Annotated in this window: 14 protein-coding genes; 6 read left to right on the top strand and 8 right to left on the bottom strand. The window is 58.4% G+C overall.

Features of this window, described 5'->3' with window-relative positions:
* Nucleotides 1–783: 783 nt before the first annotated feature.
* The 7 genes from ACE04F_RS11485 to rplM form a co-directional block, all read right to left on the bottom strand.
* On the bottom strand, nucleotides 784–1,194 hold the full coding sequence (locus ACE04F_RS11485) for a ClpXP protease specificity-enhancing factor (protein WP_486106766.1): 411 nt from the start codon (nucleotides 1,192–1,194) through the stop codon (nucleotides 784–786).
* Between the two features lie 16 nt (nucleotides 1,195–1,210).
* Complete coding sequence (locus ACE04F_RS11480) at nucleotides 1,211–1,828, bottom strand: glutathione S-transferase N-terminal domain-containing protein (RefSeq protein WP_003178195.1); 618 nt, start codon at nucleotides 1,826–1,828, stop codon at nucleotides 1,211–1,213.
* A 152-nt stretch (nucleotides 1,829–1,980) separates the two neighbouring features.
* Nucleotides 1,981–2,763 carry a cytochrome c1 gene (locus ACE04F_RS11475; RefSeq protein WP_486106763.1) on the bottom strand — a complete coding sequence of 261 codons (783 nt, stop codon included), beginning with the start codon at nucleotides 2,761–2,763 and terminating at the stop codon, nucleotides 1,981–1,983.
* Nucleotides 2,763–3,974, bottom strand: coding sequence for a cytochrome b (locus ACE04F_RS11470; protein WP_486106761.1), 1,212 nt, complete (start codon nucleotides 3,972–3,974; stop codon nucleotides 2,763–2,765). The genes ACE04F_RS11475 and ACE04F_RS11470 overlap by 1 nt, the downstream gene beginning before the upstream one ends.
* Nucleotides 3,974–4,567, bottom strand: a complete 594-nt coding sequence (gene petA, locus ACE04F_RS11465; RefSeq protein ID WP_305496657.1) for a ubiquinol-cytochrome c reductase iron-sulfur subunit — start codon at nucleotides 4,565–4,567, stop codon at nucleotides 3,974–3,976. Before petA ends, ACE04F_RS11470 begins: the two co-directional genes overlap by 1 nt.
* Before the next feature lie 257 nt (nucleotides 4,568–4,824).
* Nucleotides 4,825–5,217 carry a 30S ribosomal protein S9 gene (rpsI, locus tag ACE04F_RS11460; protein ID WP_003228056.1) on the bottom strand — a complete coding sequence of 131 codons (393 nt, stop codon included), beginning with the start codon at nucleotides 5,215–5,217 and terminating at the stop codon, nucleotides 4,825–4,827.
* Between the two features lie 14 nt (nucleotides 5,218–5,231).
* Nucleotides 5,232–5,660 (bottom strand): 50S ribosomal protein L13, encoded by a 429-nt coding sequence (gene rplM, locus ACE04F_RS11455; RefSeq protein ID WP_003205365.1) that lies wholly within the window; start codon nucleotides 5,658–5,660, stop codon nucleotides 5,232–5,234.
* Nucleotides 5,661–5,905: 245 nt separating this feature from the next.
* On the opposite strand from rplM, the gene ACE04F_RS11450 reads away from it, so the two are divergent.
* Nucleotides 5,906–6,946 carry an NADP(H)-dependent aldo-keto reductase gene (locus ACE04F_RS11450; RefSeq protein WP_486106758.1) on the top strand — a complete coding sequence of 347 codons (1,041 nt, stop codon included), beginning with the start codon at nucleotides 5,906–5,908 and terminating at the stop codon, nucleotides 6,944–6,946.
* A gap of 134 nt (nucleotides 6,947–7,080) precedes the next feature.
* Here ACE04F_RS11450 and ACE04F_RS11445 read toward each other — a convergent pair whose 3' ends face one another.
* The gene (locus ACE04F_RS11445; protein ID WP_434625962.1) at nucleotides 7,081–8,217 is read right to left on the bottom strand and encodes an acyl-CoA dehydrogenase family protein; all 1,137 of its coding nucleotides are present in this window, start codon (nucleotides 8,215–8,217) and stop codon (nucleotides 7,081–7,083) included.
* 244 nt (nucleotides 8,218–8,461) lie between these two features.
* On the opposite strand from ACE04F_RS11445, the gene ACE04F_RS11440 reads away from it, so the two are divergent.
* The 5 genes from ACE04F_RS11440 (at nucleotide 8,462) to ACE04F_RS11420 (ending at nucleotide 14,926) form a co-directional block, all read left to right on the top strand.
* Complete coding sequence (locus ACE04F_RS11440; protein WP_486106770.1) at nucleotides 8,462–9,358, top strand: GlxA family transcriptional regulator; 897 nt, start codon at nucleotides 8,462–8,464, stop codon at nucleotides 9,356–9,358.
* A 265-nt stretch (nucleotides 9,359–9,623) separates the two neighbouring features.
* A complete protein-coding gene (locus ACE04F_RS11435; RefSeq protein WP_486106756.1) occupies nucleotides 9,624–11,570 on the top strand; it encodes a flavin monoamine oxidase family protein in 1,947 nt (648 codons plus the stop codon).
* 197 nt (nucleotides 11,571–11,767) lie between these two features.
* Nucleotides 11,768–12,655 carry a nitrilase family protein gene (locus ACE04F_RS11430; RefSeq protein WP_486106754.1) on the top strand — a complete coding sequence of 296 codons (888 nt, stop codon included), beginning with the start codon at nucleotides 11,768–11,770 and terminating at the stop codon, nucleotides 12,653–12,655.
* A 13-nt stretch (nucleotides 12,656–12,668) separates the two neighbouring features.
* A complete protein-coding gene (locus ACE04F_RS11425) occupies nucleotides 12,669–13,865 on the top strand; it encodes a hypothetical protein (RefSeq protein WP_486106752.1) in 1,197 nt (398 codons plus the stop codon).
* A 74-nt stretch (nucleotides 13,866–13,939) separates the two neighbouring features.
* Entirely contained in the window at nucleotides 13,940–14,926 is a 987-nt protein-coding gene (locus tag ACE04F_RS11420; RefSeq protein WP_486106750.1) for an asparaginase, read from the top strand.
* The last annotated feature ends 32 nt before the right edge of the window (nucleotides 14,927–14,958 follow it).

Raw genomic sequence — 14,958 nt, 5'->3', positions numbered from 1 at the left:
GGGCCAGGGACGGCCCTTCGCGGCGGGCCCACGGAGCAATGCCGGAGTGAGGGCATGCCGAGCCTAGGCGAGGCACCGAGTGGTGGGGCAAAGCCTTTTTGGTTACTTTTTTGGCGTCTGAAAAAAGTGACCCGCCGTAAGGGCGGAACCCCAAGCAGCCGTTACCGCAGCAATGGATATATACCCGGTCAACAATCCTGGCCGGCTGCAAGGCCGCCATCGCGAGCAAGCTCGCACACAATAGGATCGGAGTACGACCGGTAAAGATATGCCGGTTGTGAGGCCGCATTCGCGAGCAGGCTCGCTCCCACAGTTGGATCGGAGTGAAGCTGAAGAAACAGACCGGCTACTACGCCGCCTCGCTGTTGATCTTGACTTTGATCTGGGCCGCCCCGTTCACCACGCTGGCCGAACGCAGGCATTGCCCAGTGGGCCTTTGATGTAGTCCGCGATGAATAGCAGTTTCAGGTCCATAGGTTTCAGCTCTCGCCATGGCATGGTCAGATCCTCAAAAACCGACCCTGCCAGTTAAAAACTGTTACCTATGTGAGTGAACTGATTTGTAACCTATGTGGGTGAGTCATACCGGGCAGAGCGTTATTGGTTACTTTGGGCTGGTCCGGCTCCCGGCTCTTCCAAAAGTGACTCGCCGTAAGGGCGAAACCATTAGTAGTCGTGACCGCAACAACGGATATACACACCACCCACCCCCACAAAAAAATGCCCGCATCTCACGACACGGGCATTTCCCAACCAGGTAACCGGGCTTTCACACAGACCCGATCACTTCACCACTTTCAAACTCGGCCGCCCGCTAGGACGCGGCGGCTCGTCGTCGGGCGGCAGGTCTTCATCCACCTCGAACTCTTCCTCGCCATCCAACGGCACTTCCAGCTCGAATACCATGCCCTGGCCATTCTCCCGGGCATAGATCCCCAGGATCGAGGCAATCGGCACGTACAGCGTATGCGGCACCCCACCGAAGCGCCCCTCGAAACTGACCGCATCGTTGTCCATGTGCAAATGCCGCACAGCGGCCGGCGATACGTTCAAGACAATTTGCCCGTCATTGGCAAAACCCTGCGGCACCTGTACCGACGGATACTCGGCATTGACCAGCATGTGCGGGGTGCAATCGTTGTCCACAATCCACTCGTAGAGCGCGCGGACCAGATAAGGTCGACTGGAGTTCATAGCGGCTCCCTAAGCCTTAGCGCATGTCACGTTCGACACCAGACAGACTCGCCTGGAAAGCCTCACGCGCAAATTGGCGCTCCATATAATCAAGCAACGGCTTGGCGGGCCGTGGCAGTTCGATACCCAGGATCGGCAAACGCCAGAGTATGGGCAATAGGCAGCAATCCACCAGACTTTGTTCCTCACTGAGGAAAAACGGCTTGTCGACGAACAGCGGCGACACGCCTGTGAGGCTTTCGCGCAATTCCTTGCGCGCCACGACCCGCGCCGGCTCCTTGGTCCTGGAATCCAGGATCAGGTCCACCAACCCACACCAGTCACGCTGGATGCGATGGATCAGCAAACGACTGTTGGCACGCGCGACTGGGTACACCGGCAGCAAAGGCGGATGCGGATAACGCTCATCCAGGTATTCCATCACCACCGTCGACTCCCACAATGCCAGGTCACGATCGACCAGCGTGGGCAGGCTGCCGTAAGGGTTCACCTCGATCAGCTTCGGCGGCTGACGGCCCGCTTCGACGTAAATGATCTCGGCGCTGACACCCTTCTCGGCCAGTACGATACGTACCCGGTGGGAATAGTGGTCGGCGGGGTCGGAGTAACAGGCCAACCGATTGGTCACGCCCATGGCGATCCTCCTCGCTTGTAGAAATTATCGAAAAACGGAAAAACGAGCGCGCCCAGAGGGCGTCTCCCGTAACCACCTGGCCGACCAGGCTCGTTACACCTTCAGAGACGCCCTTGGGCGCGCACGATTAACAGCAACGGCTTACAGCTTTATCAATGCACGTCTTTCCAGTATTCACGCTTGAGCAGATAAGCGAATACAAAGAAGAACGCCAGGTACAGCAATACATACGTACCGATGCGCTGATGCTCCAGCTTCACCGGGTTGGCCGAGTAGGCCAGGAAGGTCACCAGGTTCTTGACCTTCTCGTCGAACTGCTCCGGGGTCAGGCTGCCGGAATTCGGCACGATGGTCAGCTGGTCGCAGGCTTCATGGGTCAAAGCGGTGCCGGTCAGCGGATCATATTGCTTCTTGCCGTCCTCGACGATCTGAACCTGCTTGCAGCCTATCACCTGACGACCCTGCAGGCCGACCAGAACGTTCGGCATGCCGACGTTCGGGAAGACCTTGTTGTTCACACCCCATGGGCGCGCAGGGTCTTCATAGAACGAACGCAGATAGCCATAGAGCCAGTCGGTACCACGCACGCGCGCCACCAGGGTCAGGTCGGGCGGCGCCGCGCCGAACCAGGTCTTGGCATCCGCCGGCTGCATGCCGATGTTCATGTGGTCGCCCAGCTTGGCGCCGGTGAACACCAGCTTTTCAAGCATCAGCTCATGGGGAATGCCCAGATCATCGGCCACGCGCTCGTAGCGTTGGAACTTGGCGCTGTGGCAGCCCATGCAATAGTTGGCGAAAGTACGGGCGCCGTCCTGCATGGCCGCTTTGTCGGCAACGTCGATGTCGACTTTTTCCAGCTCCGGACCACTCGATGTGGACGCAAAGGACAGGACAGGCAAAGCAGCAAGAATCAGTACAGAAAATAGCTTTTTCATCAGCCAGTCACCCTTTCCGGAACCGGTTTGGTCTTCTCGAGCCTGGTGTAGAACGGCATCAGAATGAAGTAGGCGAAGTACAGGAAGGTGCAGACCTGCGACAGCAGCGTCCGGCCCGGGGTCGGTGCCAGCACACCCAGCACGCCGAGGATCACGAACGAGATGCAGAACACCCAGAGCCAGATCTTGCTCAGCCAGCCCTTGTAGCGCATCGACTTGACGGGACTGCGGTCCAGCCACGGCAGGACGAACAGCACGGCAATCGCAGCACCCATGGCGATTACACCCAACAGCTTGTCGGGAACCGCCCGCAGGATCGCGTAGAACGGGGTGAAGTACCAGACAGGGGCAATGTGCTCAGGGGTCTTGAAGGCGTTCGCCTGTTCGAAGTTCGGCTTCTCGAGGAAGTAGCCGCCCATTTCCGGGAAGAAGAACACGATTGAGCAGAAGATGAACAGGAAGACCACCACGCCGACGATGTCTTTCACGGTGTAGTACGGGTGGAAGGCGATGCCATCCAGCGGTACGCCGTTCTCGTCCTTGTGTTTCTTGATGTCCACGCCATCGGGGTTGTTCGAACCGACTTCGTGCAACGCCAGGATGTGCAGCACCACCAGGCCGAGGATCACGATCGGCAAGGCCACGACATGCAGGGCGAAGAAGCGGTTCAGGGTGATGCCCGAGATCAGGTAGTCACCACGGATCCACTGGGTCAGGTCGTCGCCGATCACCGGGATCGCACCGAACAGCGAGATGATCACCTGGGCGCCCCAGTAAGACATCTGGCCCCACGGTAACAGGTAGCCCATGAAGGCTTCGGCCATCAGCGCCAGGTAGATCAGCATGCCGAACACCCACACCAGCTCACGCGGCTTCTGGTACGAACCGTAGAGCAGGCCGCGGAACATGTGCAGATAGACCACGACGAAAAACGCCGAGGCGCCGGTGGAGTGCAGCAGACGCAGGATCGAGCCGTACTCGACATCACGCATGATGTACTCGACGGAGGCAAACGCTTCCTCCGCCGACGGGGTGTAGCTCATGGTCAGCCAGACACCGGTAACGATCTGGTTGACCAGGACGAGCAAGGCCAGGGAGCCAAAAAAGTAGAAAAAATTGAAATTCTTCGGCGCGTAATACTTGCTGAGATGGTCTTCCCACATCTTGGTCGCGGGAAAGCGCGCATCAAACCAGTCCATTAATTTGCTCATCACGCTTTCTCCGTATCGACGCCAACGACAATGATGTCGTCCGACTCATAGGAATGCGGGGGAACTGGCAGGTTCAGAGGTGCAGGCTGCGATTTGTAGACGCGACCGGCCAGATCATAGTGGGAGCCGTGGCATGGGCAGAAATAACCACCGACCCAGTCCTTGCCCAGATCGGCAGGCGCCACTTCGGGACGGAACGTTGGCGAGCAACCCAGGTGAGTGCAGATCCCGATCAGCAGCAGGACTTCCGGCTTGATCGAACGGGTTTCAGGGTTGACGTATTCCGGTTGGACCGAGTTCTTGGAAGAGGGATCGGACAGCTGGCCCTCGATCTTTTTCAGATTCCCCAGGATCTCCTCTGTACGGCGGACGATGAATACCGGCTGGCCGCGCCACTCAGCAATCATCTGCTGGCCTGGCTCGATCTTGCTGACATTCACTTTCACCGGTGCGCCTGCGGCTTTCGCCTTGGCACTGGGAAACCATGACCCCACGAACGGGACCGCAGCCCCCACCGCTCCTGCAGCACCCACCACGGATGTGGCTGCTACCAGGAAGCGACGCCGGCCTGCATTCACGCCGTCATTGCTCATTCAGTCCTCTCCCATCAGCTTTGTGGCCTGTTAAATCAGGCGTCTACTAAGTAAAAATCTGAACTTATAAAAATTTTGCCGAATGGTAATGAAAACCCCCAATTCTGACAAGGTAATTACCCAGCGGCCAAACCGCCAGGCCTTGTAGTATAGGGACTCTACGAATGTGGCAAGTTGTCACAGAGCAATTATTTCGCGCATAAAAAAAACGCCCAGCTCCGTGAGGAACTGGGCGCCTTTTGAACGCGGAAGCGAAATTAACGCTTCGAGTACTGCGGACGCTTACGCGCTTTACGCAGACCGACTTTCTTACGTTCTACTTCGCGAGCATCGCGAGTTACGAAGCCAGCTTTACGCAGGGCGCTGCGCAGAGTTTCGTCGTAATCCATCAGGGCGCGAGTGATGCCGTGGCGGATTGCGCCAGCCTGGCCACTTACACCACCACCGATAACGGTGACGTAGATGTCGAACTTCTCGACGGTCTCGGTCAGTTCCAGCGGCTGACGAACTACCATGCGGGCAGTTTCGCGGCCGAAGAAGTTATCCAGGGAGCGGTTGTTGATGGAGATGTTGCCAGTGCCCGGACGCAGGAAAACGCGTGCGGTTGCAGTCTTGCGACGGCCAGTGCCGTAATTTTGAGTCGCCGACATAATGAACTATTCCGTTAAAACTTCAGTTCTTGGGGCTGCTGAGCAGTATGAGGGTGAGCAGCGCCCGCATAAACCTTCAGCTTACGATACATGTCGCGACCCAGTGGGTTTTTAGGCAGCATGCCTTTAACCGCGGTCTCGATCACGCGCTCAGGGGCTTTGGCGATCAGCTTTTCGAAGTTGATCGACTTGATGCCGCCAGGAAAACCGGAGTGGGAGTAGTACATTTTGTCAGTGGTTTTAGCGCCAGTAACACGTACTTGCTCGGCATTGATCACGACGATGTAGTCGCCGGTGTCAACGTGAGGGGTGTACTCAGGCTTGTGCTTGCCACGCAGACGGCTCGCGATTTCGGTGGCCAGACGACCCAGGGTCTGACCAGCAGCGTCGACGACAAACCAGTCGCGCTTTACTGTTTCCGGTTTAGCAGTAAAAGTTTTCATTCTTTATAGCCTCAGGGGCCGCCCTGTAAATTAGACGGCGGATCTTACTGAATAGTGCGTACTTTGACAAGTCAAAGGCAGCCGGATACAGACGCTTTCGGGGGCTCGGGTCGGCGCGTCCGTTCAACGGCAAGATTCTTCGGCGGCGGCGCATCACTTCCACTGCAGAAAGAGGTGCGCAATTATGCAGATTGCGAAAAATATTTCAACCTGCTTTTATGATTGTTTTGCCCAAGGAGTCCCCGATGGAGTATCACAAGCTAGGCCGTACCGATCTGAATGTCAGCGCCTTGTGCCTCGGAACCATGACCTGGGGCGAGCAGAACAGCGAGGCAGAGGCGTTCGCCCAGATTGAACGCGCCAAGGGTGCCGGGATCAATTTCCTCGACACCGCCGAGATGTACCCCGTGCCGCCCAAGGCCGATACCTACGCCACCACCGAGCGTTATATCGGCAATTATTTCAAGAGCCGTGGCGACCGCGCCGACTGGATCCTGGCCAGCAAGATCGCCGGTCCGGGCAATACCATCGACTATATCCGCGACAAGAATCTCAAGCACAACCGCCGCCACATCGTCGAAGCGCTGGACGCCAGCCTCAAGCGCCTGCAGACCGACTGGATCGACCTGTACCAACTGCACTGGCCGGAGCGCAGCACCAATTTCTTTGGCCAATTGGGCTACACGCACAAGGCCGACGAAGACTTCACGCCGCTGGAGGAGACCCTCGAAGCCCTGGACGAACAGGTCCGCGCCGGCAAGATCCGCCATATCGGCCTGTCCAACGAGACGCCGTGGGGCACCATGAAATTCCTTGCCCTGGCCGAAGCCCGCGGCTGGCCTCGCGCGGTGTCGATCCAGAACCCGTACAACCTGCTCAACCGCAGCTTCGAGATCGGCTTGGCGGAAGTCGCCATTCGCGAGCAATGCGGCCTGCTGGCCTATTCGCCCCTGGCGTTCGGTTTCCTGTCGGGCAAATACGAAAACGGCGCACGACCCGCCAAGGGCCGCCTGACGCTGTACAGCCGCTTCATGCGTTACTTCAACCCGCAATCGGAAGCCGCCTGCAGCCGCTATGTGGCACTGGCCCGCGAACACGGCCTGGACCCGGCGCAGATGGCCCTGGCATTTGTTACCCAGCAGCCGTTCGTGACCAGCAACATCATCGGCGCCACCACGCTGGAGCAACTGGACAGCAACATCGCCAGCTTCGACCTGAAGCTGTCGGATGAGGTGCTGGCGGGAATCGAGGCGATTCACAAGGACCAGCCGAATCCGGCGCCTTGATTGATCCATAGGCCCCTTCGCGAGCAGGCTCGCTCCCACACGGGCTTTTTGTCTGACCGCTACATTGCGATCGACACAAATCCCATATGGGAGCGAGCCTGCTCGCGAAAGCGATCTGACATCCAGCGCAATAATCAAAGCGACCGCGCAATGATCTCCTTCATGATTTCATTGGTGCCCGCATAGATCCGCTGCACCCGCGCATCAGCCCACGCCCGGGCGACCGGGTATTCCCACATGAAACCGTAGCCGCCATGCAGCTGCACGCATTCGTCGAGCACCTTGCATTGCAGGTCGGTGCCCCAGTACTTGGCCATCGCCGCCGTCGGTACATCGAGCTTGCCCTGCAGATGAAGCTCCAGGCAGCGGTCGACAAAGACCCGACCGATCTGGATCTCGGTAGCCATTTCCGCCAGTTTGAAGCGAGTGTTCTGGAAATCCGCGATGGATTTACCGAACGCCTTGCGGTCACGGGTGTAATCCAGCGTCCATTGCAGCGCCGCTTCGGCCGAGGCCAGGCCGCCGATGGCGACGGTCAGGCGCTCCTGAGGCAGTTCCTGCATCAGGTAGGCGAAGCCCATTCCGGCCTGGCCGAGCAGATTTTCCTTCGGCACGCGGACATCCTGGAAGAACAGCTCCGACGTGTCCTGGGCCTTCATTCCGACTTTCTCCAGGCGCTTGCCTTTTTCAAAGCCCGGCGTGCCCGCCTCCACCAGGAACAGGCTGGTGCCTTTGGCCCCCGCCTTCGGGTCGGTCTTGGCGACGACAATAACCAGGTCGGCCAGGAAGCCATTGGTAATGAACGTCTTGGAGCCGTTGATCACGTATTCATCGCCGTCGAGCACTGCCGTGGTCTTCACGCCTTGCAGATCGGAACCGGCACCCGGCTCGGTCATGGCGATGGCCGTAACCATTTCGCCGGACACCAGTTTCGGCAGGTATTTATGCTTCAACGCCTCGCTGCCGTAATGCAGGATGTACGGCGCGACGATATCGGAGTGCAACGAGAAGCCGATCCCGGTCAGCCCCAGGCGACCGATTTCCTCGATTACCACCGTGCTGTAGAGAAAGTCAGCTTCCAGCCCGCCATAGGCCTCCGGCAGATGCGAGCACAACATGCCCGCCTCCCCGGCCTTGTTCCAGAGTTGGCGATCGATGTGCCCCTGTTTTTCCCACTGGCTGTGGTACGGCACGGCTTCTTTTTCAAGGAAGGTTCGTACGGTATCGCGAAACAACTCGTGCTCGGGACTGAACAGGGTTCTGGGGATCATGGCGCACCTTTGGTTATTGTTGGGTGTGGTTATCCGACAGAGCCTAAGCCTGCGGCGTACGACAGGACACTGGACACATCCGACAAAAAATAAGACGATCCAGCCGTCTGGTGACCACTTTCCCCTATAAAAATAAAGATGAGTTATGTCCATGCACGCCTCCACGCCCTTGCGGCGCGTCAGCATCCTGGCAGTCGACCGGGTTTTCGCTTCCACCCTCATGCAAGCCAAGGATTTTTTCCACCTGGCCAGCCTGCGCTACGGCAAACAGCTGGGCCACGGCCTGACCCCGGCGTTCGAAACCCGGCTGGTCAGCCCCGACGGCAAGCCGGTCAACAGCTTCAGCGACGTGGTCATGCCGGTGGACGGTGGCCTCGAAAATACCGATGTGATCATCCTGCCGGCGTTCTGGGATGACTTCGCCACGCTCTGCCAACGTTATCCCCAGGTCCTGCCCTGGCTGCGCGAACAACACGCTCGCGGCGCGGTGCTCTGCGGCGAAGCCACCGGGGTGTTCTGGCTGGCCGAGGCCGGGCTGCTCGATGGCAAGGAAGCCACCACCTACTGGCGCTTCTTCAATGCCTTCAAGGAACGTTTCCCCCAGGTGCACCTGAACCAGGACAAGCACCTGACCGACGCCGACAACCTGTTCTGCGCCGGCGGCACCACCTCCGCCTGCGACCTTTACATCTACTTGATCGAACGCTTCTGCGGCGCCAACGTCGCCCAGGCCGTGGCGCGGGACATCCTGTATGAAGTGCAACGCAACTATTCGCCGGGACGCATCGGCTTTGGCGGGCAGAAACTGCATCAGGACGTAATCATCCTGCAGATCCAGCAATGGCTGGAGGAGCATTTCGCCGACAAGTTCCGCTTCGAGGACGTCGCCCGCGAGCACGGCATGAGCATCCGCAATTTCATGCGCCGCTTCCAGACCGCCACCGGCGACAAGCCCTTGCACTACCTGCAACGCCTGCGGATCGAAACCGCCAAGGGCCTGCTGTCCGGCAGCCGCAAGAGCATCAAGACGATCAGTTACGAAGTCGGCTACGACGACGCGAGCTTTTTCGCACGACTGTTCCGGCAGCACACCGACCTGTCACCGAACCAGTATCGGCAGCAATTCCAGCAGGCGGCGTGAGACCGACGCTGAATGCTAATTCCATTGTGGGAGCGAGCCTGCTCGCGAAGGCGGTATGTCAGATTGCATGCTTGCTGTACATGCTGACCTCTTCGCGAGCAGGCTCGCTCCCACCTTGATCACTGGCAGTTCAGGCCAATCCTCCTCGCACATTCCTACATAAAAAGCAGAACACAGAACGCCCGAGTAGCGAACTCCGCTCACATACAACTTCACGTCAACGATTCAATATCGCGCCCTGAAAAAACCATCAGGGACGAGAAAATTGACTATCGGATCAAGCTATAACTACCCCTCCTCCGCCGCCAGCGACGGCGCTCGAACCAAGCGCTCGGCGAACAATAAGTGGGCGGCTCGCTTCCCGAACCCACCCGACCTGTGTTTCGACTACCGCGCGCTGGTTGAGCAGGACAATGGCATTGCCAAGGCCACTGATCCAGACCATCGCATCTGCATCATTGGCGCTGGCGTTACCGGCCTGACCGCCGCCAGAGAGCTTTATCGTTGTGGGTTCAAACACATCACTCTGATTGAGCAGTCCAGCCGCATAGGCGGCAGGCACTTGACCGTACCCGGGAGTAAAAACGCTAGCGCGAGCCATACGCCTTTCGAAATGGGCGCCATGCGCATGCCCTTCTTCAACCGGGCGGATGAGCCCCCCACAGAAGGGCGGTCGATGATGGCTTATTACGCCAAGGCGTTTGATCTATTGACTGCGAACTTCGCCAACCCTGGAAGCCAGTGGGTCCGCTCGACAGGGATCTACCTGCGCGAGGGCAGCATTGGCGGCGAGCCGACGCCACAAATGCTGATCTGGAACAACCAGGACGGCCACACTCCGCCTCCTGGCAAGGAGCTGCAAAAGGTCTATGCAAAATGGACGACCTTCGCCGACCGGATGACTCGGCATGTGGCAGAGGTTTACGCCAGCGAAAGATGGGAAGCCATGTGGTCAGCCATCGTGGCGAAATATGAGCGGGTCTCGTTCCGCGACCTGGTGAGCATGCCTGCATTACAAGCTTGGAATGAGCGCTCACCGGGAGACTTCGGCGGGATGGGGATGTCCGCCGAAGAGTCCGCGATCTTCTACGCAATCGGAATAGGCGATGGCAGCTGGGGTGCCTTTTATGATGTCTGCTCCCTGTATCCGCTTCGTACCGCCATCTTTGGATTTAGCAGTCAATTGCAATTGGTGCTGGGTCGGGTCGACTCGATGGGCGATCCGCTGCCTGCACCCCAGTTGCGTGACGCAACCACTGCCGATTCGGCGGGATTGAGCTTCGACAGCCCTCGCTATATCGGGCTCGCCGCTTTGAGCGAGTGTCTGTTATTCATGAAAACCGCCGAGACGGGCAGATCGTTCTACGAGCATTGCTGTGAACGACAGGATGGGTTGCTGACAGACTCTTCCGTTACGAAACTGATAAAACTGGCGAACGGCAGGATACGCGTCCATTTCGACTGGAAACACCGTTTGCCCGAGCAAACCCAACAGCGCTTCCAGGACTTCGACTCGGTCATTTTGACTCTTCCCTCCTGGCTGATCGAAACTCGCATCGAGCTTGAGAACTTCACCCCGCAGATGCTGCCTCTGGAAACGATCAGCGCCTACAAGACGGCTCACTGGGAGACCAGTTGCAAGGTCTTTGCGCCACTGAAGAAATCATTCCTTTCCAGGAACAAGACGATTCCGCAGGCCATCGTCACCGACAGCTTCATCCATGACGTCTACACCTACCGCTACAACGACCACTACAGTTATGACTGCATCCTCCTGAGCTATACGTGGGAAGACGACGCCACCAAACTTGCCGCGTTCACCGATAAGGAGCTGGTGGGCAAGTGCGCCAGGGAGCTGGACCGGATATTGATGAAATGCACCAATATCCAGGAACGGATTTCACCCTATATCGGGCTCGATCAAGCCGTAGTCCAACGCTGGATAACCGACAAGAACTCGTTGGGTTGCGCCAAGCTGTACCGCCCCGGTACCTATTACGACGCGGTTAGCCTGATGAAGTACAACAGGGATTTTGCCCATCATTCGGGCCTGTACTTTTCCGGTGAATCGTTTTCGGTGGATGCCGGCTGGACGGAGCCTTGCTTTCGGGGCGCCATAGATGCCGCGATTCATATCTGCGACAAAACCGCCGCGGTGTTTAATGGAGGTTTTTCCATGAACGACTATCCGCACTACCAAACCGCAACCTGAAACCGCATCTGGAGCCAGGCACAACGTGCTTCGGCTCTGCCCATCCTGCTCTCGCAGCAGCTCCGCTCATTCATCTTGGGAGATGCCCTACAAACCACACGGAAACGGCTGACTTACGCTCCACGCCCGTTTGGCCTCTTATAAACACGCAATTAAACAGCGTGAATAAAAATAAAAAACAAAAAGAGGTTTCTTGAATGAGCGAGCCAACCAGTCCTGTCCGCGTAGCGGTTGTGCAATTCGACCCTCAGGTCGGCGTAAGGAATCATGAGCAGAATCTGCAGCACAGCCTTGCGCTGGCGTTGGAGGCAGTAAACGGCGGAGCGAATCTCATCGTTCTGCCCGAGCTATCAAATACCGGCTATTTCTTCAGCAACCGACAGGACGCATTCGACCACTCCGAATTGGTCCCCAATGGGCCAAGCGTGCAAGCCTGGGAGGACTTCGCGCGCCAGCACAAGGTTTACCTGGTGGCTGGCTTGACAGAGCGCGAGGGCATGCGGCTTTTCAACACCGGTGTTCTGTTGGGGCCAGACGGTTTCATTGGCAAGTACCGAAAAGCCCATTTGTGGAATCTGGAGAAACTCTGGTTCACACCAGGGGACCTGGGTTTCCCAGTATTCGAAACCCCGATAGGCCGCATTGGAATGCTGATCTGCTGGGACATCTGGTTTCCGGAAGTGCCGCGAATCCTGACCCAGCAAGGCGCGGACATCATCTGCAGCCTGAACAACTGGGTCTGGACGCCCCCACCGCTGTTTGATGACGCAGGCAAGTGCATGGCGTCATACCTGACCATGACGGCAGCCCATGTCAATAATGTGTTCATTGCAGCGGCAAGCCGCATCGGCGAAGAACGCGGTGCCCGCTATCTGGGCTGCTCGCTGATCGCCGGCACCAATGGTTGGCCGATTGGTGCGGTGGCCTCCGCCGACCAGGAAGAAGTGCTGTTCGCCGACATCGACCTGACCAGTTCCCGTAGCGCCGCCATCTGGAACAACCTGAACGACCTGCACCGTGATCGGCGTTCAGATCTCTACGATCCGATGCTTGGTTATACCCAGCACCCTCTCCTGCCGCGCTGAGGGGGCTTATCCAATGGAATCCATAAACGAAAAACGCCCACGCCGGTATACCGCTCGTTCATCGCTGGATATTGCAGTCATCCTGTTGATGCTCGGCGCGCTGTCGCTGGTCTTCTGGCTTTCTTTCATGAGCCTCGCCTCCTGGCCCGACTACGGCCAAATGGTGGAGAATTTGCCACAGCCAACCTCATGGCTACGCTGGGTTGTGGGAGACATCAGCGAAGTCGCCTTTTATAAGCATGAATTTGCGTCCATCGGACTGCTGGCGGGTGCCTACCTGGCATACCGGGCCAATGTAACGGAAAAGGCCTGGCAAGGCTTTCCCATCTGCTACGGCAGCGGCCTGTGGCCGTGGGTCGTCGCCAGCTCGCTGCTTGGGCTCTTGCTCAGCAACCTGTTATGGGGCTGGACCGTTACAGCCACCGCCTGGCAACCGACCTTTGCCGCATTCGTTTCATTGCCGGCGGCGATGGTGCTGATGTTTGGCGGTGGCTGGAAAGTGGCGATCAACGGCGCAGTCATGGGTGCACTGCTGGTTACGCCGGCGTGCTTGTTGCTGGTCAATTACGTCTGCAGTCCACTGGGTTTGCCGGCAGTGATTGGCAACGTGTCGGGGATGGCTGTCGCCAGTGTCATGGCATTCCTGCTCTGTCGTTATGTGCCCAGCCTGGTGAGCTCGCAGGCCTCAATGAAGCCATCCGAAACGCCATCAAGGCCCACGCCCAGCCGTGCACCCGACTACGGTATCGTCTGGAGCTTGCGCCGAGTCCTGGCAGATTTCTCCGAAGCGCCATTCTTCGGCAATGAGTGGGCCAGCCTTGGACTGATATCCGGCGCCTTGCTGGCTTATGCCTTGAACCCGATGAGTCCGGTCTACGGCTCGGGCTTGCTGCCCCAACTGATCGCTGCACAAGCGCTGACCTCGGCCTTGGGCGTGATGATCTGGCGTCGACAGTGGAGGTTGCGGGGATGGTATCCGACCTATATCCCCCTGGTATCGGTCGTGCCTGCCGCAGTTCTGACTTACGGCGGCAGTTGGCAGGTGATTGCCTCAAGCGCCTTGCTCGGCGCGCTTGTGGCGCCACCGCTGGCGTGTGCCATCGCCAAAAGGCTGCCCGCCGACATGCACGGTTTCATTGCGAATGTCCTGTCCATGGCTATCAGTACCTTGCTCATCATTCCGTTGATCGGACGCCTGATAGCCAACTGAGCCGCCCCCTTCCACGGCTGCATCTCGACCGGTAGGCGGTTGCAGCCATTTATTGCAAGCAAGCGAGGTATCACATGGACTTGCCCAACCTGAGCATCGCTTCACTCGGCGGCACCGTGAGCATGCAGGCCCGAATCTTCGGAGATGGAGTGGTGCCGACCGTCAGCGGCGCAACCCTGCTGGCTTCGGTGCCCGAATTGAGAACACTGGCCCGCGTCACCGTCGAAACGCTCCAGCTGTTGCCCAGCGCCTCATTGAGTTTCGAGCATTTATTGAGCGTCCTGCGCTGGGCGAACTCTCAGATCGAGCAAGGTGCGGTGGCTGTTGTCCTCACCCAAGGCACCGACACGCTGGAGGAGTCCGCTGCATTTTTCGATCTCTTGTGGAACCACGACGAACCCTTGGTGCTTACCGGGGCGATGCGCTCCGCAGCCCAGGCAGGCGCCGACGGCCCGGGTAATCTGCTGGATGCCTGTCAGGTGGGCTTGGCCGAGAACAGCCGACGACGTGGCGTCCAAGTGGTCATGAACGGGCAGATCCATTCGGCGCAGGCGGTTCGCAAAACCGATTCGATGGCACTGCAGGCTTTTTCTTCGCCCGTCGTAGGCCCGGCGGGCCTGTTACTGGAGGGTGCCGTTCAGTATTTCCAGCCTCCACGCCAACGCCACATCTTGCCGTTGCCACAGCGCTCGACGCACAAGGTTGCACTCTTGCAAGCGTCGCTGTCTGCCGACAGCCTGTTGCTGGAGAGCATCCTCGCGCTGGGTTACGACGGGCTGGTAATCGCCGGTTTCGGTGCAGGGCACGTTTCTGAAACCTGGGCTGAAGCAATCGCTGCCATTGCCGGCAAAATCCCGGTCATTGTTGCGACTCGCTGCGACTCCGGCTCAACGGCTCACTCGACTTACGGCTTCAAGGGCGGCGAGATGGATCTGGTTAAAAGAGGCGCATCGATGGCCGGTTTTGTCTGCCCACGCAAATCGAGGATTCTCTTGTGGTTGCTGATCGGTTGCCAGCGACAAGATGACTTGGCTCGCTATCTGCGGCTTTTGCAGTATTGAGGGTTGCCAGGGGTGGGGCTGCTGCGCAGCCC

It is taken from the genome of Pseudomonas sp. AGC41 (genome assembly GCF_057334555.1).
This window is presented reverse-complemented; position numbering and strand designations above follow the sequence as displayed.

Excerpts from the sequence above, each read along its gene's own strand:
- petA (WP_305496657.1), bottom strand. The coding sequence starts at position 4,567 with ATGAGCAATGACGGCGTGAATGCAGGCCGGCGTCGCTTCCTGGTAGCA.
- rpsI (WP_003228056.1), bottom strand. The coding sequence starts at position 5,217 with ATGTCGGCGACTCAAAATTACGGCACTGGCCGTCGCAAGACTGCAACC.
- rplM (WP_003205365.1), bottom strand. The coding sequence starts at position 5,660 with ATGAAAACTTTTACTGCTAAACCGGAAACAGTAAAGCGCGACTGGTTT.
- ACE04F_RS11450 (WP_486106758.1), top strand. The coding sequence starts at position 5,906 with ATGGAGTATCACAAGCTAGGCCGTACCGATCTGAATGTCAGCGCCTTG.
- ACE04F_RS11445 (WP_434625962.1), bottom strand. The coding sequence starts at position 8,217 with ATGATCCCCAGAACCCTGTTCAGTCCCGAGCACGAGTTGTTTCGCGAT.
- ACE04F_RS11480 (WP_003178195.1), bottom strand. The coding sequence starts at position 1,828 with ATGGGCGTGACCAATCGGTTGGCCTGTTACTCCGACCCCGCCGACCAC.
- ACE04F_RS11475 (WP_486106763.1), bottom strand. The coding sequence starts at position 2,763 with ATGAAAAAGCTATTTTCTGTACTGATTCTTGCTGCTTTGCCTGTCCTG.
- ACE04F_RS11420 (WP_486106750.1), top strand. The coding sequence starts at position 13,940 with ATGGACTTGCCCAACCTGAGCATCGCTTCACTCGGCGGCACCGTGAGC.
- ACE04F_RS11430 (WP_486106754.1), top strand. The coding sequence starts at position 11,768 with ATGAGCGAGCCAACCAGTCCTGTCCGCGTAGCGGTTGTGCAATTCGAC.
- ACE04F_RS11425 (WP_486106752.1), top strand. The coding sequence starts at position 12,669 with ATGGAATCCATAAACGAAAAACGCCCACGCCGGTATACCGCTCGTTCA.
- ACE04F_RS11470 (WP_486106761.1), bottom strand. The coding sequence starts at position 3,974 with ATGAGCAAATTAATGGACTGGTTTGATGCGCGCTTTCCCGCGACCAAG.
- ACE04F_RS11485 (WP_486106766.1), bottom strand. The coding sequence starts at position 1,194 with ATGAACTCCAGTCGACCTTATCTGGTCCGCGCGCTCTACGAGTGGATT.